This window comes from Halobacterium sp. KA-4 (genome assembly GCF_021028995.1).
Taxonomy (GTDB): domain Archaea; phylum Halobacteriota; class Halobacteria; order Halobacteriales; family Halobacteriaceae; genus Halobacterium.
The window spans coordinates 166,299-187,127 of sequence record NZ_JAJJZG010000005.1; the positions used below are offsets into that span (position 1 = coordinate 166,299).

Sequence of the window (20,829 nt, forward strand, 5' to 3'; positions counted from 1 at the left end):
CTGGGCACGGAGCGCGAAATGCCGGATGTACCGCCGCTCGAAGATGTTCGCGTCCGCTATTCGAGGAGTTCGCGGGCGATGATGTTCTTCTGAATCTCGGTGGTCCCCTCGTAGATTTGGGTAATCTTGGCGTCGCGGTAGAACCGCTCGACGTCGAAGTCGTTGACGTAGCCGGCGCCGCCGTGAATCTGGACGGCTTCGTCGGCGACCTCGACGGCGACCCGCGAGGCGAACTCCTTGGCCATCGAGGCGAGCGCGGTGAGCTGGTCGTCCTCGTGTTCGACGCTCCACGCGGACTTCCGGGTGAGCGTGCGAGCTGCCTCGGTCTGCGTGTGCATCTCCGCGAGCTTGTGCTCGATTGCCTGGAAGTCACTGATGGGGCGGCCGAACTGCTCGCGCTCCTGGGCGTACTCCAGGGCGCGTTCGGCGGCCCCCTTCGCGATGCCGACGCCCTGCGCGGCGACCATCGTGCGCGTTTCGTCGAAGAACTGCATCAACTGGAGGAAGCCCCCGCCCTCCGTTCCAATCAGGTTCTCTTCGGGGACGCGCACGTCGTCGAACATGAGTTCCGCCGTGTCGCTGGCGCGAATGCCGAGTTTCCCCGTGATTTTGTCCGCCTCGAAGCCGTCGCGGTCGGCCTCCACGACGATTTGGCTGAAGCCGTTGTACCGGCCACTGGCCTCGGGGTCGGTCTGACAGAGCACGACGTAGAAGTCGCCCACGGAGCCGTTCGTAATCCACATCTTGTTGCCGTTGATGACGAAGTCGTCGCCGTCACGTTCGGCGCGCGTGGAGACGCTGGAGACGTCGGAGCCGGTGTCGGGTTCGCTGATGGCCGACCCCATGATGGCGTCGCCGGACGCGATGTCCGGGAGCCAGCGCTCCTTCTGGTCCTCGGTGCCGAATTCGATGATGGATTCGGCACCGAAGCCCGCGCTGGACACGCAGAGCCCGATACCGGGGTCGGCGGCGAACAGTTCCTCGGTGATGAGCGCAGCCTCGACGGGCGAGTAGCCCGCGCCGCCGTAGTCGAGCGGAATTGTCGGCCCGAGCAGGCCGGCTTTCGCGGCTTCGTCCATAACCTCGTATGGGTACTTCTCCTGTTCGTCGTACTCGGAGGCCACCGGTCGGATTTCGTTCTCCGCGAACCGGCGGACCTCCTCCTGAATCGCCTGCTGCTCGTCGGTCAACCCGAAGTCCATGTGGGAGTGTACCGAACACCGGGACAAAAACGCTCGTAAACCCCGAACAATCCCCACGGGGTTCTTCGGCGCGGACCGGCCCAACCGCTTTTGTCGGGAACTGTCGAAGCCACGGGTATGGTCGACGTGGACCCCAGTGAGGTCGGGCGGACGCCGCTGGTCGAACTCGACGTCGGGGTCGCGCCGACGGTGTACGGGAAAGCCGAGTGGTTCAACCTCGGGTCGCTGGGCCACGGTGGCGGGTCGGTGAAGACCCGCATCGGGAAGGCGATGCTGGACGCCGCGGCCGCGCGCGGAGACCTCACCTCCGAGCGCACGATAATCGAGGCGTCCAGCGGCAACACGGGCGCGGCCGTCGCACGCATCGGCGCTGCGATGGGATACGACGTCGAAATCGTGTTGCCCGATAATGCGGGTCGCGGGAAGGTCGCAGCCATTCGAGATGCCGGTGCACAACTCCGGTTCGTCGACGCCGAGGAGGGATACGACGAATTCGTCGCCGGCTGCCGGCGCCTCGTCGACGAACGGCCCGACGAGTACGTCTACCCGAACCAGTACCAGAATCCCGCGAACCCCGGCGTCCACGCGGGCACGACCGGTCCCGAAATCTGGGCGCAGACCGACGGCGAGGTGACGCACTTCGTCGCGGGCGCGGGCACCGGCGGCACGCTCGTCGGCGTGAGCCACGCGCTCCGCCCGCGCGGCGTGCACGTCCACGGCTACGAGCCGCCCGAGACGGACCACGACATCCCGGGGCTGAAGCACATGCACGGCCCCGAGACGTTCGTGCCGGAAACCTACGAATTCGACGCGCTCGACGCCCGCGAGTACGTGGCCACAGACACGGCTTACGAGTACGTGCAGCGGCTCCGCCGGCGCCACGCCGACGCCGAGGTCCGGATTCGAGACTCCGGCCAGTGGTCCCGCGAGTTCGTCCGGTCGAAACTCCGTGTGAACGGCGAGTTCCTCGTCGGCCCCTCCACGGGTGGCGCGCTCGCGATGGTCGACCGACTGGCCACCCGCGGCACGCTCGGCCCGGACGACGTGGTCGTCGTGCCGCTACCCGACCGCGGCGACCGGTATCCGGAGCGCGACCCGTACGCCGACTACGTCGACTAGTTGGATATCCAACTAAAACGCGCTTCCGGAAACCACCAAGAGGCAGGGCCACATTAGGGTAAATTGCAATGGCTAACTACGAACTGCCGCCGCTTCCGTACGACTACGACGCACTCGAACCGCACGTCTCCGAGCAGGTGCTCACGTGGCATCACGACACGCACCATCAGGGCTACGTCAACGGCTGGAACTCCGCCGAGGAAACCCTCGAAGCAAATCGTGAAGAGGGCGACTTCTCCTCCTCCGCCGGTGCCATCGGCAACGTCACGCACAACGGCTCCGGGCACATCCTCCACGACCTCTTCTGGCAGTCCATGAGCCCCGAGGGCGGCGACGAGCCCGAGGGCGACCTGCGAGCCCGCATCGAGGAGGACTTCGGGTCCTACGACGCCTGGAAGGGCGAATTCGAGGCTGCAGCCTCCGCCGCCGGTGGCTGGGCGCTCCTCGTCTACGACAGCCACTCCGAGCAGCTGCGCAACGTCGTCGTCGACAAGCACGACAAGGGCGCACTCTGGGGGTCGCACCCGATTCTGGCGCTGGACGTCTGGGAGCACTCGTACTACTACGACTACGGTCCCGCCCGCGGCGACTTCATCGAGAACTTCTTCGAGGTCGTCGACTGGGAGGAGCCCGCAGCGCGCTACGCGGACCTCGTCGAGAAGTTCGAGTAACACGACATTCGACCGTCGGCCCTACGACTCGGCATCCGGGCCGCTCGTCGGCCCGCCCCTGAAGGCTTTTATCGATTCCCCGTTTCGGTTCGCGCGATGCCCTCCAGACGCCGTCTGCTCGGCCTCGTAGCCGCCGGTACGCTCCCGTTCGCCGGCTGCCTCTCCGCGCCGAGCGACGCAGACCGAACGACCACCGAGCCCTCGACGCCCAGCACTACCACCGAACGTGAGCCGGTTCGTGGCGGTGCTGCCGAGGCTTCGGTCGAGCGCACAATTACGGACGAAGAATACCAGTACGTCGAATCCAACGACACCGTCCGGTATCCGGCGACGATGGCCGGCGACGAGGTCGTCGAGTACGACTACGAGCCGTTCGAGGAGTGGGGCCACATCCAGGGCGCGTCAGTCGCGGCCGAGTATCTCCGCTCGCTGCTGGACCAACGGCTCCCGGAAGCCGAGACACTGAGCGTCCCGGTCAGCAGTCGGGGTGAACAGGACGGCCTCCGGCTGGTCGCAGCACTGACGACCCACCTCGCCCGCGACGGCGACGTGCTCTCCGAACCGTCGGTGTCCCGCTACGAGGTCATCAGGGCGACCCCGCACACCGTCGACGCTACGATTCACTTCGCAGGACGAACCTACACAGACCGGTACCCGGTGTACGTCGAGGAACGGACCATCCAGAACGAGTAGTCGTCACCCCGTCAGTTCGACGAGGGACAACAGCAGGTCAGGGACGACGGCGAGCACGACGCCCATGACGAGGAGAATCGCGGGGAGCCACAGCAGTCCCGCATCGCCGAGCAGCCACAGCCCCAGTCCCGCGAGCACGAGTACGAGGCCGAGCAGTCGGAACAACCAGACGAACACGCCTTCGAAGCCCGAGTCAGCCGCGAGTTCGACGACTTCGAGGACTTCGTCCATACGCGAAACCGTCGCCACGAAGCCACTTATGCGGCGTGGCCCAGCGAACCGTCAGCGGCGGTTCGACGGCGACGACGAGGATTTCTTCGCGCGCAGCGCGAACGGCGACAGCAGGCCGCCGACGAGCGCGCCCGCGAACGCGAGCACGCCGATGTCGGAGTTCGTTAGCCCGCCACCGCCTCCGCCACCGCTGTTGCTCGCGCTGCCGCCGCTACCGACGACGACTGCGCCCTTCATCCCCATCGTCCGGTGGGGGTTACAGTAGTACTTCGAGATGCCCTCGCTGTCGTACGTCTGCGTGAACGTGAACCCGGACTCGTTGGTGAGTTCGCTCTCGTAGCTGCCGTCCTCGGCGACGACGTTGTGGGTACCGTTTACCCACTCGAAGGTCACCGTCGTGCCGGGGTCGACGCGAATCGCGGCAGGACCGAACCCGTACGGGCCGCCGTTGGCATCCGTGCCGACCTCGACGGTGACCTCCGAGTTTCCGGTTTTGTCCACGACACCGTCGAAGTTCTCGACGCCCTCGAACCAGCCCTCGAAGTCGACCTGCTGGCTGCTCGACCCAGAGTCCTCCGAGGACCCACTAGAGGACGACGCGCCGACGTCGACGTCCCCGACGACGACCGCGCCCTTCATCCCCATCGTCTTGTGCGGCGTACACGCGTACCGCGTCACGCCCTCCTCCTGGAACGTCTGGGTGAACGTGAACCCAGTCTCGTTCGTGAGTTCACTCTCGAAACTGCCGTCTTCGGCGGCGACGTTGTGCGACCCCTCGACCCACTCCCACGTCACCGTGGTGCCGGGGTCGACCCGGATGGCCGCGGGGCCGAAGCCGTACGGGCCGTTGTTGGCTTCGACGCCGACCTCGACAGTTACCTCGGACTGCCCGGTCTTGTCGACGACCCCGTCGTAGTTGCTGACGCCCTCGAACCACGACTGGAGGTCAGCGTCCTGCGCGAGCGCGGAGCCGCTGAACGCCGCGCCTGTGGCTGCCGCCGCGCCCGCCGCAGCCGTCGTCTTCAGCACGCTGCGCCTCGTGACCGTGGGAATGTCGTTGGGTATCATGGTCCTGAGTTACGCTTCGTAGCCCGCGTACTCCATCAGTTGGGCGAAGATGTCCGTGTCCATCGCGTCCCGGTAGACGATGCCCGAAAGCATGCCGCCGGGGTAGTACGAGCCGTTCATCACGTGGTTGACCTTGTGGCAGTGCATCAGGTAGATGCCGGGCTCGGCGTCCGCCTCGAACTCGATGGTGTGGCGCTCGGCGGGCGCGATGTTCGTGATGTCCATCTCGTGCTGGGCGGCCTCGGGAATCTGCCCGCCGTCTTTCTCTATCCGCCGGAAGCGGTGGTTGTGGAGGTGCAGCGGGTGGTTCATGTAGCCGCCGTTGACGAAGTGGATGCGCACCGTGTCGCCCTGGTCGACTATGATGGGCGAGCCGTCCTCGGGGTGGAGCGTTCGCGGCGCGGCCTTCCCGTTGACCGTGAACACGTCCGGGCTGCGCGTGCGTGGACTGTAGGAGACGTCCTCGCCGGCCATCTTCCGGTTGAGCCGGGAGTCCCAGTCCTTGACGGTCATGAAGTACTCCTTGTCCGCGGGCTCGTAGCCCTCGGGGTCGACGCGGAAGATGCCGTACATCCCCATGTCGATGTGGCGGTGGGTCTGGTAGTGGCAGTGGTAGACGTGCGTGCCGGGGACGTTGGCGGGAATCGTGTACGTGTGCTTCTCGCCGGGGTCGACGCGAATGCCCGTAGTCGTCGGGACGCCGTCGTCTTTCCAGGCCTTCTGCGTGCCGTGGAAGTGCAGCGTGTGCGGGCGCTTGCCCTCGGTGTTGTCGAGCGTGACCTCGATGTCCTCACCTTCCTCTGTCCGGACGATGGGGCCGGGGACGCTCGGGTCGCCGTCCTCGGTCGCGAACGCCCACACGCGGGGGAGTTCGACGGGGCCCCCCATCGAGTCGAGGGGGTGGGCCTGGTGGACCGCCGGCACGCTCTTTAGCGTCACCTGGTTGCCCTGTTCGGTCGCGTCGACGACTTCCGGCGGGCTCGTCGTCGGGAGGTTCGACTGCGAGGCCTGCTGGCTAGGAGTCGTGTTCGTCACGCTAGAACCCTGCTCGGCGGGAGCAGTACAGCCGGCGAGCGCGGCGACGCTCGTGCCGCCCGTCGCCGCGATGAATTCGCGCCGCGAGATGCCGGAACCGGGTGCGCCAATACGGTCACTCATGGGTACACCTCAGCGTAGACAGTCCCCGGTAAAGCCCGGGTCGGTGATTCCCGGGACCGGGAAACAGTTCCCAGTTGTTGGGAAAGTGCCGAACATATTCGACCCACTAAGTGGTAGAACATGTTCGGCCGTCGGCCTACCCTCGTCGCGGCCCGAGTAGTCGGTGATGCAGACCAACGTCGACCAGACGGACGCCGACGCGCGGCTCCGCGGCCCCTTCGAAGCCGTCGAGGAAACCGACCCTGCGGCCGTCCTCGACGCGCTCACCGACCCACTCTGTCGGCGCGTCCTCGGCTGCGCCAGCGAGCCCGTGACCGCCAGCGAAGTCGCCGACGCCGCGGACCTCTCGCTGTCCTCGACGTACCGGAAACTCCACACGCTCTCGGACGCCGGGCTCCTGGAAACGCAGACCGAACTCCGGGAAGACGGCTACCACACGACCCGCTACCGGGCGACGCTCGAAGAAGCGACCATCCGGCTCGGCGAGGACAACGACATCCACGTCTCCCTCGACCGCACCGAGGAACGGGAGTAACTAGTCGTCCGCTGGGCCCGCCTGTCGGTCCGGCAGCGGCCCGTCGTACTCTTCCGGGACGTACGGACACAGCGGGTCGCTCGCCATCGGGTCGCCGGTCACCGCGTACGCCCGCGACCGGCTGCCGCCGCAGACGTGGCGGAACGAGCACGCGCCACACTTCCCCTGCAGGTCGTCTTTTCGTCGGAGCGTCTCGAAGAGGTCGCTGTTCCGGTAGACGTCCACGACGGACTGCTCGCGGACGTTTCCTCCTGACTCGGGGAGGAACCCCGAGGGGTAGACCTCGCCGGTGTGACTGACGAACGCGAACCCGTCGCCGGCGGTGATGCCGCCACGTCGCTGCGGGCCACCCCCGCCGCGTTCCTGTGCTGCTTGGGCGCGCACGCGACGGAAGTGCGGGGCTTCCGTGGTCTTCACACCGAACTCCTCCTCGCGGGACACCTCGTCGAGGAACGCCATCACGTCCTCGGCGCGCGCCGGGGAAATCGGGTCGAGGACGCGGCCGCGACCCACGGGTACGAGGAAGAACACGCTCCACAGCACCGCACCCAACTCCCGGACGAGGTCACGGATGGCCGGCAAGTCGTCGGCGGTCTGCGAACAGACCGTCGTGTTGACTTGCAGCGGCACACCCGCCTCGCGGGCGTCGCGTGCTGCGCGGACGGTTTCCTCGAAGCTCCCGGCTTCCCCACGGAACGAATCGTGTGATTCCGGCGTCGCGCCGTCGATGCTGACGGCGAGTTGTTTCACGCCAGCGTCCGCGAGCGCCTGGACGGCCTCCGTCGAGAGCGAGCGCGTCCCGCTCGGAGTGACCGTCATGCGGAGGCCGATGTCCGTGCCGTACTCCACCAAGTCGACGGTGTCGTCGCGCGCGAGCGGGTCGCCCCCGGAGAGCACGACGAGCTGACCGTCGCCGAAGCGACGGACGTCGTCGAGCAGTGCCTTCCCCTCCGCTGTGGTGAGCTCGTCCGGGTGGCGATTCGGCGTCGCGTCGGCCCGACAGTGCTCGCACGCGAGTTCGCACGCCTGCGTCACTTCCCAGATGAGCACGAACGGGCGCTCGTCGGTGTCTACTGGCGTCATCGTTACAATCGAGGCGGCGATTGGGCAGGTGACAGGCCAGGTCCCACACGGTGGCGCCGCCTCACGTGGAGCGACGACCGGCCAGGACTTTGTTCGGCGTGTCGGTTCCCAGTGTTCGGGAACGTCCGTGGGCACCTTTTGCACGGAGGCGCTAGCCGACGACATGGACCCAGAGGACCGAACGCGGGTGCGCGACGCGCCTCGGTCGGCGACTGGCCGCGAGTGGGAGGTGTTCGTGCGCGAGGACGCCGACGGCGCACTACAGCACGTCGGCAGCGTCACTGCGGGCGACGCAGACGCCGCCCACGACCGCGCTAGCGACCTGTTCGGCTGGACCGCACGCGATGTCTGGCTCTGTCCCGCCGACGAGACGCGCCGCTACACCGCACACACGCTCGGCGAGCCCGCCGGAGGTGAGTCGGCGTGATTTCCGTCAGCAAGCTGCTCTGCGGGCTGGACGCGGAGAGCGACGGCCTGCGCTACGACGCCGCCGCCGACTCCAGCCGCGATCAGATTACCGAGCAGAAACAGCAGCGCCCGGTGGTCGTCTGGAACCTCACCAAGCAGTGCAACCTCTACTGTTCGCACTGCTACGCGGCCGCCGACACCGAGACGGCTCCCGGCGAACTCTCCACCGCGGAGGGCAAGCACCTGCTCGACGACCTCGCCGACTTCGGCATCCCCGTCGTGCTGTTCTCGGGGGGCGAGCCGCTCGTCCGCGACGACCTCGAAGAACTCGTCGCGTACGCCGCGGACCGCGGCATCCGTCCGGTGCTCTCGACGAACGGCACCCTTCTGACCGAGGAGCGCGCCGAGTCGCTCCGCGAAGCGGGCTTGCAGTACGCGGGCGTCTCCGTAGACGGCCTCCCGGAGCGCAACGACGAGTTCCGCGGCGAGGAGGGGGCCTTCGACGCGGCCGTCCGCGGCATCGAGAACAGCCTCGACGCCGGCCTCAAGACCGGGCTTCGCTACACCATAACGGAGGCGAACGCGCCCGACCTCCCGGACGTCGTGGACCTGCTGCACGACGTCGGCGTCGACCGGTTCTGCTTCTACCACCTCGACTACGGCGGCCGCGGCGCCGACATCTCGAATCTCGACCTCTCGCCCGCGGACACCCGCGAGGCCGTGCGCACGGTCTGTGACCTGACCCGCGAGTACCACGAACAGGGCGAGGAAATCGAGACGCTACTCGTCGGGAACTACGCCGACGCCGGCTTCCTCGTGGAGTACGCCCGGGAGGAACTCGGCGACACGCAGGCCGACCGCATCCACCGCTACCTCGAAGCGAACGGCGGCGACCCGACCGGCGAGCGAATCGCGGACGTCGACTACCAGGGGAACGTCCACCTGACGCAGTTCTGGCAGGGGTACTCGCTGGGGAACGTCCGCGACCGCCCGTTCAGCGAGCTCTGGAGCGACGAGACCAATCCGCTGCTTTCGGGCCTGCGCGACCGCGACGACCGACTCACTGGGAAGTGCGCGGGCTGCGGGTACCAGTCCATCTGCCGGGGCGGGTCGCGGCTGCGCGCTTTGAGCGCGGGCGGCCCCTTCGACCCGGACCCGAAGTGCTACCTCACCGAAGCCGAGCGTAGCGGCCCGGCTGACGCACCCGGTGGCTCCGGCGACGCACACGCGGACTGATTCGGCTGCCTCGCGCAACAAGACCTTTCGTCCTGTCGCCTGAATGGCTACTCATGGCCGCCGCCAACAGCCGCCCTCCGACCCGTGACCGGTTCGTTGGACCAGCAGTGCTGGGCGCATTTCTACTCGCCGCCGGTCTCGTTGCGGTCGCTCCGCTCATCGAAGTACAACTCCTCCAAATCCCGGGCTACCTGCTCGTGGTCGGCTCCGACCTGATACAGAACTCCCTTTTCCCGAGACTCTCCGGATTGGCGTACTCGGTCTTCTTCGCGATGTACCTCTACGCCGTGGCCGTCGTAGCCGGGAATCTGTATCGGTGGGCGCTCTCTCCGAAGTAGCGAATTCATCCCGCCGACCCTCCTCGACGGACTGCATTCACCAACGATTAACGTCCTACCGGTTCTGGCCGCACACATGCCTCTCGGTGGTCTTCTCCCGAACAGCCCGCTCGTGAACGTGCTCGTCGTTATCGCTGCGACCGGCCTCGTCTGGTTCGGCAGCGGCTGGCTGGAGTCGTCGGCCGAACACCTCTCGACGTACTACGGCCTCCCCGCGGTCGTGCAGGGCTCCATCGTCGTCGCCGTCGGCTCCAGTTTCCCCGAACTCGCGAGCGTCGTCTTCACGGCGCTTGCGGGTACGTTCGACATGGGCGTCGGTGCCATCGTCGGCTCCGCCATCTTCAACATCCTCGTCATCCCCGCGCTTGCGGGTATTGCCACAGACGGCCACCTCGAAACCAACCGCACCATCGTCTACAAGGAAGCGCAGTTCTACATGATTGCGGTTTCCGCGCTCGTCGTCACGCTCGCGCTCGCAGTCATCTACGTCCCCGTCTCGGACGGCCCCGCGCTGGCCGGACGGCTCACGCGCTCGCTCGCGGTGCTCCCGCTGTTGCTGTACGGGCTGTATCTCTTCGTGCAGTGGCAGGACGTCGGTGACCACGACGCACCCGCGGTGCCCGAGGGAATCGAAGTGGGCCGCGAGTGGGCGCGCCTCGCGGGCGGACTGGTGCTCATCCTCGTCGCCGTCGAACAGCTCGTCGGCGCCGTCGAGTCACTGGGCCACACGTTCGGCATCCCCGAGTTCCTGGCTGGCGTCACCATCGTCGCGGCGGCGACGAGCCTCCCGGACACCCTCGTGAGCGTGCGGACGGCGAAAGCCGGCAAGGGCATCACGAGCCTCGGGAACGTCCTCGGGTCGAACACGTTCGACCTACTGGTGGCGATTCCGGTCGGCGTGCTCATCGTCGGTGCCGTCACCGTGAATTTCGCGGTGGCCGTCCCGATGCTGGGCGTGCTCACGCTGGCGACAGTGCTCCTGTTCGCCATCCTGCGGACCGACCTCTCGGTCACCGGCGTCGAGGCGTACACGCTGCTGGCAGCGTACGCCGCGTTCGTCGCGTGGGTCGTCAGCGAGACGGTCGGCCTGACCGACCTCATCAAGGGAATCTGAGCGGCCCCGGAGCGACCGCCTAGTCGTCGGTCGTGGGCGTAATGTAGACGCGCCACTCGTCAGCCTCCGCCTGTTCGGTCTCGTACGTGAAGCCGCGGTCCGCCAGGACGTCGTACAGTGGTTCGGGCTCGAAACTATTGACCAACAGCAGCGTCTCGCCGTCGTCGAGCGCGTCCAGTTCCGCGACGATGTCGCTGAACGGTTCCCCGTCGATTTCCCGCGCGTCGAGGCGGGCATCCGTGTCGGCTGTCGTCGCCATACTCGACGTATCGACGGACAGCAGCCAAGCGGTTTCCCCGAAGGTGTTCGTCAGGCCAGTGCGAGCCGCAGGCTCTCGACTGACTTCGCGGCGAAGAAGCCGACAATCGCGGCGATGGGAACGGCACCCGTGCCGTCCGCGACGAACCCCGCGACCGCGGCGACCGCAACGGCCACGGCTTCGAGGCCGCGTCCGGCGAGCAGGCCGGCGACAGCTGGTGGCATCAGAACGGTGCGCCGGCCGGCTCCGTGCCGCCAGCGTCCTCCGCATCTTCGTCCGGCAGTTCGCCGGTTTCGAGGTAGGTCTCCTCGAGCTCGCGGAGTTCCTCGTTGATGGACTCGCTGCGCTGGTGGGAGTCGGCGACGCGCACCCGCACGAGGTCGTAGTCGTGGCGCTCGCTGAGGCCGTTCCACGCGCGGAACGAGCCGATGGTGAGCGTGTGGCTCTGCGGGCAGAACGGCGTCGTCGGCGTGAACTCCGCGCGCAACACCGAGGGGTCGTCGGCGTCGACGGCGTACCGGTAGCCTGCCTCGGTGTGGCGGGTGTCGCGGTTCAGGTCGGCGAGGTTGTACCCGAAGGTCATGTCGTAGACGCCGCGCTCGTCGAACAGTTCCCGAGTGACTTCGTGGAACGCGACGTGGTCGTCGCCGGTGAGGACGTCGTTTCCGGCGAGGAACGCGCCGGGTTCGGGATTCACGTCGGGGTCGAACTCCCCTTCGGGAGCGAGCGCGTCGTCGGACTGCGAGCCCAGGCCGTACATGTTACACAGGACGAGCTACGGCCCGCTATGCGTAGTCCCGAACGTGTTCGGCGGGTCGTGCAGAACAGACGGCAGCGCGGCTAGCGGCCGCGGGAACGGCGGATGAGTGACCGATTGGCGGTTAGCGCGCTATTCGCTCCCGGGGTCGGGGTCGAAAATCTCCTCGTCGGGCTCGCCGGCGACTTCGACCTCGGCGAGCAGGCCCTTGCGGGCGACGCGGCTGAGTGCGTGGTCGACGAGCTTGATGGTCTCGGGGACGGGCGTGTCCATCGTCCCAATCATGCAGCTTCCCGGTGGGACCTTCATCGTCTGGACGTACTCCTCGGGCGTCCCGAGCGCGCCGTCGCGGTGGGCTTCCGTCCAGACGTTCCCGATGGGGTGGAAGTTCGAGGAGACGTTCGGGCCGCCGTCCACGAGGTAGACGCGAATCGTCTCCCCGGTCTCGGCCTGCAGGCGGCCGTAACGGTCCGGCGTGAACGGGTACTTCTCCCCGTTGAAGAGGACGTATGTCGGGTCCTCGTTGGCCATCGCGTCCATGTCGAACTGGTGGTGTCCCTCCTCGCCGACCGCCTTGTTCGTGTAGAGTTCGTGCTGGCCGAGGTAGAACTCGCGGTCGACGTCCGGGAGGCCGTCCTCGGGTTCGACGAGAATCATCCCGAACATCCCACTGGAGATGTGGTAGTCCATGTTCGGGACGGCGCAGTGGTAGATGAACGCGCCCGGGTACTTCGCGGTGAAGTCGACGCCGGCGGATTCACCTGGTGCGACCGTGTTCGCTTCCGCGCCACCACCCGTCCCGTAGACGGCGTGGAAGTCGACGTTGTGCGGCATCGCGTTGCCGTCGGGGCTGTTCAGCGTGAACGAGATGGTGTCCCCGCGGCGCACCCGAATCATCGGGCCGGGAATCCGCCCGTCGAAGGTCATGTAGTTGAACGTGACCCCGGGCTCGATTTCTGCGGTGACCTCCTTCACGTCGAGTTCGACGTCGTGGTGCTTCGGCGACGACCAGTCGACCGGGTCAGGGACGTCCGTGGGGTCGGCGGCGACGCGGTCGACGTCCGGCTGGGTCGTCTGCGCTGCGGCGTTCTGCTGGGGTTGTTCGGTCGCCGGACTGTCACCGCCGGGAGCGGTACAGCCTGCGACTGCGGCGGTTCCGCCGATTCCGAGGCCTTGCAGCACGCGCCGGCGAGTGGTGTCGAACATGGGTGGGCACCTCTTCACTTGGACAATACCGGGGATACCCCTTCAAGCGGGTCTGCGTTTCCCGTTCTCCTGCGACACCCCCGAACCAGTTCGCGGCCCGTTTTATAAGTGTCTCGCGGGACCTCGAACCACATCTGAGCCGAACTTGTTCGGGGAACACCTCACCCACGTGCGCGACGAACCTACAGTTATGGCATCAACCTCGCACGAGGACGCCGAGACCGTCGACGGCGTCCATCAGAACTCGTGGTCCGCAAACCTCGAACAGGACCAACACGCCGAGAACCAGGCGCTCGTCGTCGAGGAAGCCCTCGACGCGGTCGAATCCACCGCTACCGGATACCACGTCAACCTCGTCACGCACGGCGACCACGGTCACCCCGAGACGTATCTCTACGACGAACTCGACGACGCGTTCGGCGACGGCATCGCCTACGAGTACGTCGACCAGTGTGGCTGCGGGGGCCACGTCACCCGTGTCCGTATCGTCAACTGACGTTACGTAACTATTTTTAGTTATCTCGTAACGTCTTTGTAACCACAAGTAGTTGTCCGCGCATGGACAGGCGGCGGTACCTGCAAGCACTCGGCGTCGGCAGCGCGCTGTCGGTGGCGGGCTGTCTCGGCGGGAGTGACGGGAGCAGCGCCGCCATCGCCGACCAGACGCTGACGGTCGCGGCGGCCACGACAGTCAACGACAGCGGACTGCTCGGTGACATCTCCGCAGGGTTCAAGGACGCCTTCGACACGACGGTACGCGCAGTCGTTCGGGGGACGGGTGCCGCACTCCGCACGGCTCGGGACGGCAACTGCGACGCGGTGTTCGTCCACGCACGTCCGCTCGAAGACGAGTTCCTGCGGGCGGGCCACGGCGTCAATCGCCGCACCGTGATGGGCAACGACTTCCTCGTGGTCGGCCCACCGGACGACCCCGCCGGCACGGCCGGCAGCGACCCGCTCGCCGCGTTCCGCGCAATCGCTTCCAACCGCGCGACGTTCCTCTCCCGGGGCGACCGCTCTGGGACGCACGTCCGCGAACGTCGGCTCTGGGACGAAGCCGGCGTCGAGCCCACGGGGAACTGGTACCGCGAAACCGGACAGGGAATGGGCGCAACCTTGATCGCGGCGGGCGAAACAGGCGCGTACACGCTCGTCGACCGCGGCACGTTCCTGAACACGGAGACGGACCTCGCCGCGCACGTCGCCCGTGGTCTCGACGACCCGCCCGACCTGCTCCGCAACGAGTACGCCGTCATCCCCACGAATCCCGCGCGCCACGACGTCGCGTACGCGCTCGCGATGGCGTTCGTCGGCTACCTCACCGGGCCGGGCCAGGGCCGCATCGAGACATTTCGTGTAGACGGCGAACGCGCGTTCCGGCCGCTCGCACGCTCCGAGGAGCCGGACTTCGACCAATACGTACCCGCTGAGTGGGCACCGTAGTGCTCGTCAACCCCCCGTTTCCCATCTCGTGTCGGCAGCAATCAGAGCGGCCGTCAGGAGAACGAACCCTGCGAACCACACGGGCTGGAGTGTGAGCCCTTCTCCACACCCCGACAGATCGAGACACGCCGGTCGCGGCCGCAGGCCCGCGAAAATCGCGCCGGTCGTCGCGGGCGCTGTCGCGAGCGCGGCGACCCGACGGCGCCACGTGTCCATCACGCTCGCACGGACGACCTGCAGCAGCAGGAATCCAACGAGAGCGGCGTACGTGCCGAAAATCGCGAACAGATAGGCGCCGGGGTCGAGCAGCCACCACACCACAACGTAGCCGACGAGAACACCGAGGACGAGCACGAGCGAGCGGAGGAGCGAGCGGGCCGCCCCGCGGCCGAGCAACGACGTGGAAGGCATCTGTCTGGAGCCGTCGCAGGTGCGCGGTAAGTGTCTTCGGCCAGCAGTGTCAGTCGGCGTTCTCGGGCTGGCCGTGGAAGCGCTCGGGGAGGACGCGGCCGTGCCGGTAGACGACGCCGACGAGGTTCGCGGTGAACACGACGAAGCCGACGGCGAGCGCGACGGCCCCTGAGACAGTGGCCTGCTCGGGCGCGATGCCGGTCTGTCCGAGAATCAGCGTGACCGCGCCGAGCGTGACGAGCGCGCCGTCGACGGCGGCGAGGCGGTCGTCGTAGAGGTCGTCTATCATCGGCACGGGCTCGAAGCCGAGCCGGTCGCTGTACCGGTGCACCCAGACGATGAACGGGATGACGTGGTACAGCGACCCCATCACGACGAAGCCGACGACGCCGACGAACAAGAGGTGGACGCCCGCAGTCGGGCCGAACAGCGCGCTCCGGGCGAGCGGCGCGGCGACCCACTCACGTGCGGCCAGCGGGCTCCACGCGGCGAGTGCGACGGCGACGACAGCGTACCGGGAGAGCATAGGCGTGCGCTCGACGCGACCCTCGTGGAGTTTCTTCGCGAGGAGCACGGCGAACGCGAGCGCGCCAGCGGCCATCACGAGGCCGCCGGCGACGGCGAGCGGTCGAAGCGCGAGCAGCCGTCCCGTCGCGAGCGCGACGACGCCCCCGGGGTAGGCGTACTCGGCGTACGCGAGGAAGCGCTCACGACCCTCGATTTCGGTCTGCGTGAACATCGTCGCGAGCTGGTAGAGCGCGCCGAAGACGGTCGAGAGAATCGCGCCGAACACGGCCAGTGTGGCGTGCGCGCCGACGATCTGTGGCCGCGTCACGCCCGCGAATGGCAGCACGGACGTCGAGAGGTCGAACGCGAGCACGAAGCCGAGCGCGGCGAGGACGACGAAGCAGGCGAGCGCGAACGCGAAGTGGGCCTCCGTGGCGTCGAACTCGCGGACCGGCGGAAGAGTGCGCGCGAGGTTGTACGCGAACGCCCAGATGCCGGCGACCAGCAGCCCGCCGAAGCCGTGAATCCAGTGGATGTTGGCGGCGAGGAACGCGCCCGCGAGCCCGGCGACGCCGACGGTGACGAGCGCGAGCGCGGCGTTCGAGAGCCGCCGAGAGTGGACGGGGACGTTCGACCAGACGGGCACGAACTGCGTCATCGCGCCCATGATAGTGAGACAGACCCAGCCGGCCAGTAGGAGGTGGACGTGTGCGAGCCGAGTGAATCCGGGCGCGGTACCGAGGACGGTGGCGAGGCCGACGGCGCCGCCGGCGAGCAGGAAGGCGAAGCCGACGAGGAAGTACCGTAGTGGCACCGTCATCGGTGGCTGCTGGTCGGTCGCGAGTCCGGCAGGGACGGCGCTCATGGCTGAAGTGTGGCGGTGACGGCGTGTGCGAATTCTCCCGAACGTGTTCGGTCTACGCGAGGTTCTGGTCGGCGAACCGCGGGAGGTTGCTCGCGAACTGCTTGATGGCGGTCTCTTCGGCGCGGTGCAGCGTCTCGCTGAGCGTGGACTTGGCGGTGTCGAGGTCGTCGGCGAGGTCGGTGAGCGTGCACTCGCGGGGCGTGTCGTAGTAGCCGGCCTCGATGGCGGCGCCGAGCAGTTCCTGCTGGCGCGGCGTCAGCAGGCGCTCGGAGTCCCCGGACTCGTAGAGGTAGCCGACCTCGAAGTCCATCCCGAATGCGTCCAGTTGGTCGCGCAGCGCCGACAGTTTCGCGTGCGGCGCGACGACTTCCAGCGTGGCGCTGCCGTTCGACACTTCTAGCGGCGGCTCCAGCGGGAGGCCGGCCTCCTGAAGCGTCAACAGCAGCAGCGGCTCGCTGGTCTCGAACTCGACGAGCACGGAGTCGTCGTCGCGTTCGAGCGGCTCCATGTCCTCGACGCCGTCGGCCTCGTGCATCTCGCGGAGGACTTCGACGACGTCGGGACCCGTGAGTTCGAGGAGCGCGACGCCGCGGTCGTCGTCGGGGAACGCCGCGAGAACGCGGAACAGCGTGTCGGGGTACTGTGTGGACACCGCCGAAATCCACACCGAGTCGGGCAGGTCGATGGTGAGTTGTGCTCGTGCCATGCGAAGATGTTCGTACATATCGGCCCCAGCCTCAAGAAGTATTCCCGAACGTGTTCGGGAGAACGCTGTGGGCGGCGGGAGCCGTCGGTGTAGACATGGCCACGACGACCGACTGGCACGCGCACCTCTCGGAGACACCCGTGCCGCTGGACCGCGAGCGCGAACTGCTCGACGTCCGCGAGTTGGGACCGCCGAACCCGCTCGTGCAGACGTTGGAGACGCTGCCGGACCTCGCCAACGACGTCGTGCTCGTGCAGGTCAACGACCGCGCCCCACAGCACCTCTACCCGAAACTCGACGACCGCGGGTACGAGTACGCCACCGTCGAAGCCGACGACGCCGTCGTCACCGGTATCTGGTCCCCAGACGCGTAACCGCGAGTTAACAATCCGACTGCCGATTTTTATTACAATATCCTATCTCACGCCGGCTCTGTAACAGCCGAATTAATAACTGCGTGGCTCGTAGCCTCGACTAACATGACCGACGACTCACCTGGCGGCGAGACTCCCGCCACTATGACCGCCCGGCTGTCGGTCCCCGACATGGACTGCCCGTCGTGCGCGGGCAAAGTCGAGCACGCCCTAGAGGGCGTCGCTGGCGTCCAGTCCTTCGACACGCAGCCGACGACCGGCCGCGTCGTCGTCACCTACGACCCCGACGAGGCCGACGAAGCCGAGTTGGTCGCTGCCATCGAGGCCGCGGGCTACGAGGTGACCGGCTGGTCCGGCGAGAGCGAGGGCGAGCGCACCGAGCCCGCCAGCCCAGGCTCCGTCTGGACGAGTCCGCGCGCGCTGAAGACGTGGGTGAGCGCCGTCCTCGTCGCCGCCGGCTTCCTCTTCGAGTTCCTCCTCCCCGGCTCGAACGCCGCAGTCGCGGAACTGCTCGGCAGCGACGTATTACTGTCAGACGCCGCGTTCCTCGGGGGCATCCTCATCGCGGGCCAGCCCATCGTCCGCGGCGGCTACTACTCGCTGAAGAGCCTGAACCTCGACATCGACCTGCTGATGTCCGTCGCCATCCTCGGTGCCGTCTCCGCCAGCGTCGCGTTCGGCGAGCGCCTCTACTTCGAGGCGGCGACGCTCGCAGTCCTGTTCAGCGTCTCGGAACTCCTCGAATCCTACTCGATGGACCGCGCGCGCAGCTCCCTCGAGGAGCTCATGGAACTCTCTCCGGACGAGGCGACAGTCCAGCGAGACGGTGAGGAAGTCACCATCCCCATCGAGGACGTGCGCGTCGGCGACCGCGTGGTCGTCCGGCCGGGTGAGAAGATTCCGATGGACGGCGTGGTCGTCGAGGGCGAGAGCGCCGTCAACCAGGCCCCGATTACGGGCGAGAGCGTACCCGTCGACAAGACCGAGGGGGACGAGGTGTACGCGGGTACCATCAACGAGGCGGGCTACCTCGAAGTCCAGGTCACGGCGGAAGCCACGGAGAACACGCTTGCGCGAATCGTCGAGATGGTCGAGGACGCGCAAGCAAATCAGACCGACCGCGAGCAGTTCGTCGAGCGCTTCGCCGCCTACTACACGCCCGTCGTCGTCGGCGCAGGCATCCTGGTCGGCGTCGTCCCGCCGCTGTTCTTCGGCGCGTCGTGGCCGACGTGGATTCTCCGCGGGCTCACGCTGTTCGTGCTCGCGTGCCCCTGCGCGTTCGTCATCTCCACGCCCGTTTCGGTGGTTTCGGGTGTCACGAGCGCCGCGAAGAACGGCGTGCTCGTGAAGGGGGGCAACCACCTCGAAGCGATGGGCGCCGTGGAGGCCGTCGCGTTCGACAAGACGGGGACGCTCACGAAGGGCGAACTCACCGTCACCGACGTCGTGCCGCTCGGCGACAACACCGACGAGGACGTGCTGCGCTGCGCGCGCGGCCTCGAATCCCGCAGTGAGCACCCCATCGGGGACGCCATCGTCGAGCACGCTGACGACCGCGGCATCGAGGGCCGCGCGGTCTCGGACTTCGAGAGCGTCACCGGGAAGGGCGTCACCGCGGACCTCGACGGAACCACGCACTACGCGGGTAAACCCGGCTACTTCGCGGACCTCGGCTTCGACCTCTCGCACGTCCACGCCGCCACTGACGGTGGGATGGTCACGCAGAAGAGCCGCGACCTCTGCGAGCGCAACGACTGCCTGGACCTCCTCGAAGACCTCGTGCCGCGGCTCCAGAGTGAGGGTAAGACGGTCATCCTCGTGGGCACCGACGAGGAACTGGAGGGCGTGATTGCGGTCGCCGACGAGGTCCGCCCGGAAGCGAAGGCGTCCATCCGGCGCCTCCGCGACCTCGGCGTCGAACACACCGTAATGCTCACCGGGGACAACGAGCGCACTGCCGGCGCTATCGCCGAGCAGGTCGGCGTCGGCGAGTTCCGCGCGGAACTGCTCCCCGAACAGAAGGTCGAAGCCGTCGAGGACCTCACCGACGAGTTCGAAGCGGTTGCGATGGTCGGGGACGGCGTCAACGACGCCCCCGCGCTCGCCACCGCCACTGTCGGTGTCGCGATGGGTGCTGCAGGCACGGACACCGCCCTCGAAACGGCGGACATCGCGCTGATGGGCGACGATCTCACGCGGCTCCCGTACCTCTACGACCTCTCCGGCCGCACGAACGGCGTCATCCGACAGAACATCTGGTCGAGTCTCGCTGCGAAAGCGATTCTCGCCGCGGGCGTCCCGCTCGGATTCGTGCCTATCTGGGTCGCCGTGCTCGTCGGCGACGCCGGGATGACCACCGCCGTCACGGGGAACGCGATGCGGCTCTCGCGTGTAAAACCGGAACTCGACGCGGACGGCGAGAACTAGTCGTCTGCGGGTGCGTCGGGGTCCTGACCGCTCTCCGCCACGGTCACGTCGACGGCGGCCGCCTTGTACTCGGGAATCTTCGCGCGCTCGTCAAGCACGTCGTTCGTCAGCACGTTCGCCGACGCGTCCGCAAAGTGCGGCGTCGTCCACACCACGCCCTCCTTGATTGCCTCGGTAACGTTCGCGCGCAGCGTGATTTCCCCGCGCCGCGACTGGAGGGTCACGCTGTCGCCGTCCTCGATACCGAAGTGCTCGGCGCCCTGTCGGACGCTGATGCCACAGCCCACGCCGCAGTACGGACAGATGGTCTTCGTCAGTCCCTCCTCAGTCGACACGCCGCATCGCCCCCGTTGTGGCTCCCGTCATGTGAGTCTCTAGTGGAGAGTGTGGCAGGCAGTAGCAAGAATCTTTCCGCGACGCGCAAGCAGAGACGGCCCGAGCGCTACTGCACGCGGTCCGCGAACTGCTCGCGCACTTTCGCAACCTTCGGCGCGACGTTCACCGAGCAGTACGCCTGATTCGGATGTTTCTCGAAGTAGTTCTGATGTTTGTCCTCCGCGCGGTAGAACGTCTCCAGCGGTTCGATTTCGGTGACGATGGGGTCCTCGTAGGCGTCCGCGGCTTCGAGGTCCGCGACGAACGCTTCGGCGAGGTCGCGCTGTTCGTCGTCGTGATAGAGGATAATCGAGCGGTACTGCTCGCCCACGTCCGGTCCCTGCCGGTTCAGCGTCGTCGGGTCGTGGACCTTGAAGAACACCTCTAAGAGGTCCTCGTAGGCGAGTTCGTCGGCGTCGTACTCTACCTGCACGACCTCCGCGTGGCCAGTTGTCCCGTTGCAGACCTCACGGTACGTCGGGTCCTCGACCTGGCCGCCGGCGTACCCCGAGGTGACGTCCTCGACGCCGGAGAGCTGCTCGAACGCCGCTTCCACGCACCAGAAACACCCGCCGCCGAACGTCGCAGTCTCGGTCATATCCACTCGTTCGTGGGCCCAGCAGTTAACAGACGCGGCACCAGC

General features: G+C 67.3%; 26 protein-coding genes. 12 read left to right on the forward strand and 14 right to left on the reverse strand.

Going from position 1 to position 20,829, the window contains the following annotated elements; translation table 11 throughout:
* Positions 1-56 precede the first annotated feature (56 nt).
* Positions 57-1,202, reverse strand: a complete 1,146-nt coding sequence (locus LPA44_RS07405) for an acyl-CoA dehydrogenase family protein (protein ID WP_230888949.1) — start codon at positions 1,200-1,202, stop codon at positions 57-59.
* Between the two features lie 117 nt (positions 1,203-1,319).
* Between LPA44_RS07405 and LPA44_RS07410 the strand changes: the two genes are divergently transcribed.
* The 3 genes from LPA44_RS07410 (at position 1,320) to LPA44_RS07420 (ending at position 3,685) form a co-directional block, all read left to right on the forward strand.
* Positions 1,320-2,321 carry a PLP-dependent cysteine synthase family protein gene (locus LPA44_RS07410; protein ID WP_230888950.1) on the forward strand — a complete coding sequence of 334 codons (1,002 nt, stop codon included), beginning with the start codon at positions 1,320-1,322 and terminating at the stop codon, positions 2,319-2,321.
* A 68-nt stretch (positions 2,322-2,389) separates the two neighbouring features.
* Positions 2,390-2,992 (forward strand): superoxide dismutase, encoded by a 603-nt coding sequence (gene sod, locus LPA44_RS07415; protein WP_230888951.1) that lies wholly within the window; start codon positions 2,390-2,392, stop codon positions 2,990-2,992.
* Positions 2,993-3,088: 96 nt separating this feature from the next.
* Positions 3,089-3,685, forward strand: a complete 597-nt coding sequence (locus LPA44_RS07420) for a hypothetical protein (RefSeq protein WP_230888952.1) — start codon at positions 3,089-3,091, stop codon at positions 3,683-3,685.
* 3 nt (positions 3,686-3,688) lie between these two features.
* Here the strand turns inward: LPA44_RS07420 and LPA44_RS07425 are convergent, their stop codons facing one another.
* From LPA44_RS07425 to LPA44_RS07435, 3 genes are read right to left on the reverse strand one after another with little or no spacing between them, the layout of a single operon-like run.
* Positions 3,689-3,916, reverse strand: coding sequence for a hypothetical protein (locus tag LPA44_RS07425; RefSeq protein WP_230888953.1), 228 nt, complete (start codon positions 3,914-3,916; stop codon positions 3,689-3,691).
* 51 nt (positions 3,917-3,967) lie between these two features.
* Positions 3,968-4,984: a halocyanin domain-containing protein gene (locus LPA44_RS07430; RefSeq protein WP_230888954.1), complete on the reverse strand. Its 1,017-nt coding sequence runs from the start codon at positions 4,982-4,984 to the stop codon at positions 3,968-3,970.
* 9 nt (positions 4,985-4,993) lie between these two features.
* Entirely contained in the window at positions 4,994-6,142 is a 1,149-nt protein-coding gene (locus LPA44_RS07435; protein ID WP_230888955.1) for a multicopper oxidase domain-containing protein, read from the reverse strand.
* A 166-nt stretch (positions 6,143-6,308) separates the two neighbouring features.
* Here LPA44_RS07435 and LPA44_RS07440 point away from each other — a divergent pair, with 166 nt between their 5' ends.
* Positions 6,309-6,677 (forward strand): ArsR/SmtB family transcription factor, encoded by a 369-nt coding sequence (locus LPA44_RS07440; protein ID WP_230888956.1) that lies wholly within the window; start codon positions 6,309-6,311, stop codon positions 6,675-6,677.
* Here LPA44_RS07440 and LPA44_RS07445 read toward each other — a convergent pair whose 3' ends face one another.
* Entirely contained in the window at positions 6,678-7,760 is a 1,083-nt protein-coding gene (locus LPA44_RS07445; RefSeq protein WP_230888957.1) for a radical SAM protein, read from the reverse strand.
* 163 nt (positions 7,761-7,923) lie between these two features.
* Here LPA44_RS07445 and LPA44_RS07450 point away from each other — a divergent pair, with 163 nt between their 5' ends.
* The 4 genes from LPA44_RS07450 (at position 7,924) to LPA44_RS07465 (ending at position 10,856) form a co-directional block, all read left to right on the forward strand.
* A complete protein-coding gene (locus LPA44_RS07450) occupies positions 7,924-8,187 on the forward strand; it encodes an Htur_1727 family rSAM-partnered candidate RiPP (protein ID WP_230888958.1) in 264 nt (87 codons plus the stop codon).
* A complete protein-coding gene (locus tag LPA44_RS07455; protein WP_230888959.1) occupies positions 8,184-9,404 on the forward strand; it encodes a TIGR04347 family pseudo-SAM/SPASM protein in 1,221 nt (406 codons plus the stop codon). The genes LPA44_RS07450 and LPA44_RS07455 overlap by 4 nt, the downstream gene beginning before the upstream one ends.
* Before the next feature lie 53 nt (positions 9,405-9,457).
* Positions 9,458-9,742 (forward strand): hypothetical protein, encoded by a 285-nt coding sequence (locus LPA44_RS07460; protein WP_230888960.1) that lies wholly within the window; start codon positions 9,458-9,460, stop codon positions 9,740-9,742.
* A 76-nt stretch (positions 9,743-9,818) separates the two neighbouring features.
* Positions 9,819-10,856, forward strand: coding sequence for a sodium:calcium antiporter (locus LPA44_RS07465; RefSeq protein ID WP_230888961.1), 1,038 nt, complete (start codon positions 9,819-9,821; stop codon positions 10,854-10,856).
* A gap of 19 nt (positions 10,857-10,875) precedes the next feature.
* Here LPA44_RS07465 and LPA44_RS07470 read toward each other — a convergent pair whose 3' ends face one another.
* The 4 genes from LPA44_RS07470 to nirK form a co-directional block, all read right to left on the reverse strand.
* Complete coding sequence (locus LPA44_RS07470; RefSeq protein ID WP_230888962.1) at positions 10,876-11,115, reverse strand: DUF2249 domain-containing protein; 240 nt, start codon at positions 11,113-11,115, stop codon at positions 10,876-10,878.
* 50 nt (positions 11,116-11,165) lie between these two features.
* Positions 11,166-11,339: a hypothetical protein gene (locus LPA44_RS07475; RefSeq protein WP_230888963.1), complete on the reverse strand. Its 174-nt coding sequence runs from the start codon at positions 11,337-11,339 to the stop codon at positions 11,166-11,168.
* Positions 11,339-11,875, reverse strand: coding sequence for a hypothetical protein (locus LPA44_RS07480; RefSeq protein WP_230888964.1), 537 nt, complete (start codon positions 11,873-11,875; stop codon positions 11,339-11,341). Before LPA44_RS07480 ends, LPA44_RS07475 begins: the two co-directional genes overlap by 1 nt.
* Positions 11,876-12,004: 129 nt before the next feature.
* Positions 12,005-13,078 (reverse strand): copper-containing nitrite reductase, encoded by a 1,074-nt coding sequence (gene nirK / locus LPA44_RS07485; protein WP_230888965.1) that lies wholly within the window; start codon positions 13,076-13,078, stop codon positions 12,005-12,007.
* 190 nt (positions 13,079-13,268) lie between these two features.
* Here nirK and LPA44_RS07490 point away from each other — a divergent pair, with 190 nt between their 5' ends.
* Positions 13,269-13,574 (forward strand): CGCGG family putative rSAM-modified RiPP protein, encoded by a 306-nt coding sequence (locus LPA44_RS07490; RefSeq protein WP_230888966.1) that lies wholly within the window; start codon positions 13,269-13,271, stop codon positions 13,572-13,574.
* A 62-nt stretch (positions 13,575-13,636) separates the two neighbouring features.
* Positions 13,637-14,521 carry a substrate-binding domain-containing protein gene (locus LPA44_RS07495; RefSeq protein WP_230888967.1) on the forward strand — a complete coding sequence of 295 codons (885 nt, stop codon included), beginning with the start codon at positions 13,637-13,639 and terminating at the stop codon, positions 14,519-14,521.
* Positions 14,522-14,527: 6 nt separating this feature from the next.
* Here the strand turns inward: LPA44_RS07495 and LPA44_RS07500 are convergent, their stop codons facing one another.
* Genes LPA44_RS07500 through LPA44_RS07510 form a run of 3 tightly spaced genes read right to left on the reverse strand, consistent with a single transcriptional unit; the run spans position 14,528 to position 17,010 of the window.
* Positions 14,528-14,932 (reverse strand): hypothetical protein, encoded by a 405-nt coding sequence (locus LPA44_RS07500; protein WP_230888968.1) that lies wholly within the window; start codon positions 14,930-14,932, stop codon positions 14,528-14,530.
* Between the two features lie 49 nt (positions 14,933-14,981).
* Positions 14,982-16,304: a hypothetical protein gene (locus LPA44_RS07505; RefSeq protein ID WP_230888969.1), complete on the reverse strand. Its 1,323-nt coding sequence runs from the start codon at positions 16,302-16,304 to the stop codon at positions 14,982-14,984.
* 52 nt (positions 16,305-16,356) lie between these two features.
* Complete coding sequence (locus LPA44_RS07510) at positions 16,357-17,010, reverse strand: helix-turn-helix domain-containing protein (RefSeq protein WP_230888970.1); 654 nt, start codon at positions 17,008-17,010, stop codon at positions 16,357-16,359.
* Between the two features lie 95 nt (positions 17,011-17,105).
* Here LPA44_RS07510 and LPA44_RS07515 point away from each other — a divergent pair, with 95 nt between their 5' ends.
* Both LPA44_RS07515 and LPA44_RS07520 read left to right on the forward strand, forming a co-directional pair.
* Entirely contained in the window at positions 17,106-17,384 is a 279-nt protein-coding gene (locus LPA44_RS07515; protein ID WP_230888971.1) for a DUF2249 domain-containing protein, read from the forward strand.
* A 105-nt stretch (positions 17,385-17,489) separates the two neighbouring features.
* Positions 17,490-19,811 (forward strand): heavy metal translocating P-type ATPase, encoded by a 2,322-nt coding sequence (locus LPA44_RS07520; protein ID WP_230888972.1) that lies wholly within the window; start codon positions 17,490-17,492, stop codon positions 19,809-19,811.
* Here the strand turns inward: LPA44_RS07520 and LPA44_RS07525 are convergent.
* Both LPA44_RS07525 and msrA read right to left on the reverse strand, forming a co-directional pair.
* Entirely contained in the window at positions 19,808-20,146 is a 339-nt protein-coding gene (locus tag LPA44_RS07525) for a molybdopterin dinucleotide binding domain-containing protein (RefSeq protein WP_230888973.1), read from the reverse strand. The two genes, LPA44_RS07520 and LPA44_RS07525, sit on opposite strands and share 4 nt — an antisense overlap.
* A 107-nt stretch (positions 20,147-20,253) precedes the next feature.
* Positions 20,254-20,784: a peptide-methionine (S)-S-oxide reductase MsrA gene (gene msrA, locus LPA44_RS07530; RefSeq protein ID WP_230888974.1), complete on the reverse strand. Its 531-nt coding sequence runs from the start codon at positions 20,782-20,784 to the stop codon at positions 20,254-20,256.
* Positions 20,785-20,829 lie beyond the last annotated feature (45 nt).

What these genes read in the sequence shown, in the direction of transcription:
- LPA44_RS07405 (WP_230888949.1), bottom strand. Translation starts at nt 1,202, where the DNA reads ATGGACTTCGGGTTGACCGACGAGCAGCAGGCGATTCAGGAGGAGGTC.
- LPA44_RS07410 (WP_230888950.1), top strand. Translation starts at nt 1,320, where the DNA reads ATGGTCGACGTGGACCCCAGTGAGGTCGGGCGGACGCCGCTGGTCGAA.
- sod (WP_230888951.1), top strand. Translation starts at nt 2,390, where the DNA reads ATGGCTAACTACGAACTGCCGCCGCTTCCGTACGACTACGACGCACTC.
- LPA44_RS07420 (WP_230888952.1), top strand. Translation starts at nt 3,089, where the DNA reads ATGCCCTCCAGACGCCGTCTGCTCGGCCTCGTAGCCGCCGGTACGCTC.
- LPA44_RS07425 (WP_230888953.1), bottom strand. Translation starts at nt 3,916, where the DNA reads ATGGACGAAGTCCTCGAAGTCGTCGAACTCGCGGCTGACTCGGGCTTC.
- LPA44_RS07430 (WP_230888954.1), bottom strand. Translation starts at nt 4,984, where the DNA reads ATGATACCCAACGACATTCCCACGGTCACGAGGCGCAGCGTGCTGAAG.
- LPA44_RS07435 (WP_230888955.1), bottom strand. Translation starts at nt 6,142, where the DNA reads ATGAGTGACCGTATTGGCGCACCCGGTTCCGGCATCTCGCGGCGCGAA.
- LPA44_RS07440 (WP_230888956.1), top strand. Translation starts at nt 6,309, where the DNA reads ATGCAGACCAACGTCGACCAGACGGACGCCGACGCGCGGCTCCGCGGC.
- LPA44_RS07445 (WP_230888957.1), bottom strand. Translation starts at nt 7,760, where the DNA reads ATGACGCCAGTAGACACCGACGAGCGCCCGTTCGTGCTCATCTGGGAA.
- LPA44_RS07450 (WP_230888958.1), top strand. Translation starts at nt 7,924, where the DNA reads ATGGACCCAGAGGACCGAACGCGGGTGCGCGACGCGCCTCGGTCGGCG.
- LPA44_RS07460 (WP_230888960.1), top strand. Translation starts at nt 9,458, where the DNA reads ATGGCCGCCGCCAACAGCCGCCCTCCGACCCGTGACCGGTTCGTTGGA.
- LPA44_RS07465 (WP_230888961.1), top strand. Translation starts at nt 9,819, where the DNA reads ATGCCTCTCGGTGGTCTTCTCCCGAACAGCCCGCTCGTGAACGTGCTC.
- LPA44_RS07470 (WP_230888962.1), bottom strand. Translation starts at nt 11,115, where the DNA reads ATGGCGACGACAGCCGACACGGATGCCCGCCTCGACGCGCGGGAAATC.
- LPA44_RS07475 (WP_230888963.1), bottom strand. Translation starts at nt 11,339, where the DNA reads ATGCCACCAGCTGTCGCCGGCCTGCTCGCCGGACGCGGCCTCGAAGCC.
- LPA44_RS07480 (WP_230888964.1), bottom strand. Translation starts at nt 11,875, where the DNA reads ATGTACGGCCTGGGCTCGCAGTCCGACGACGCGCTCGCTCCCGAAGGG.
- nirK (WP_230888965.1), bottom strand. Translation starts at nt 13,078, where the DNA reads ATGTTCGACACCACTCGCCGGCGCGTGCTGCAAGGCCTCGGAATCGGC.
- LPA44_RS07490 (WP_230888966.1), top strand. Translation starts at nt 13,269, where the DNA reads ATGGCATCAACCTCGCACGAGGACGCCGAGACCGTCGACGGCGTCCAT.
- LPA44_RS07495 (WP_230888967.1), top strand. Translation starts at nt 13,637, where the DNA reads ATGGACAGGCGGCGGTACCTGCAAGCACTCGGCGTCGGCAGCGCGCTG.
- LPA44_RS07500 (WP_230888968.1), bottom strand. Translation starts at nt 14,932, where the DNA reads ATGCCTTCCACGTCGTTGCTCGGCCGCGGGGCGGCCCGCTCGCTCCTC.
- LPA44_RS07505 (WP_230888969.1), bottom strand. Translation starts at nt 16,304, where the DNA reads ATGAGCGCCGTCCCTGCCGGACTCGCGACCGACCAGCAGCCACCGATG.
- LPA44_RS07510 (WP_230888970.1), bottom strand. Translation starts at nt 17,010, where the DNA reads ATGGCACGAGCACAACTCACCATCGACCTGCCCGACTCGGTGTGGATT.
- LPA44_RS07515 (WP_230888971.1), top strand. Translation starts at nt 17,106, where the DNA reads ATGGCCACGACGACCGACTGGCACGCGCACCTCTCGGAGACACCCGTG.
- LPA44_RS07520 (WP_230888972.1), top strand. Translation starts at nt 17,490, where the DNA reads ATGACCGACGACTCACCTGGCGGCGAGACTCCCGCCACTATGACCGCC.
- msrA (WP_230888974.1), bottom strand. Translation starts at nt 20,784, where the DNA reads ATGACCGAGACTGCGACGTTCGGCGGCGGGTGTTTCTGGTGCGTGGAA.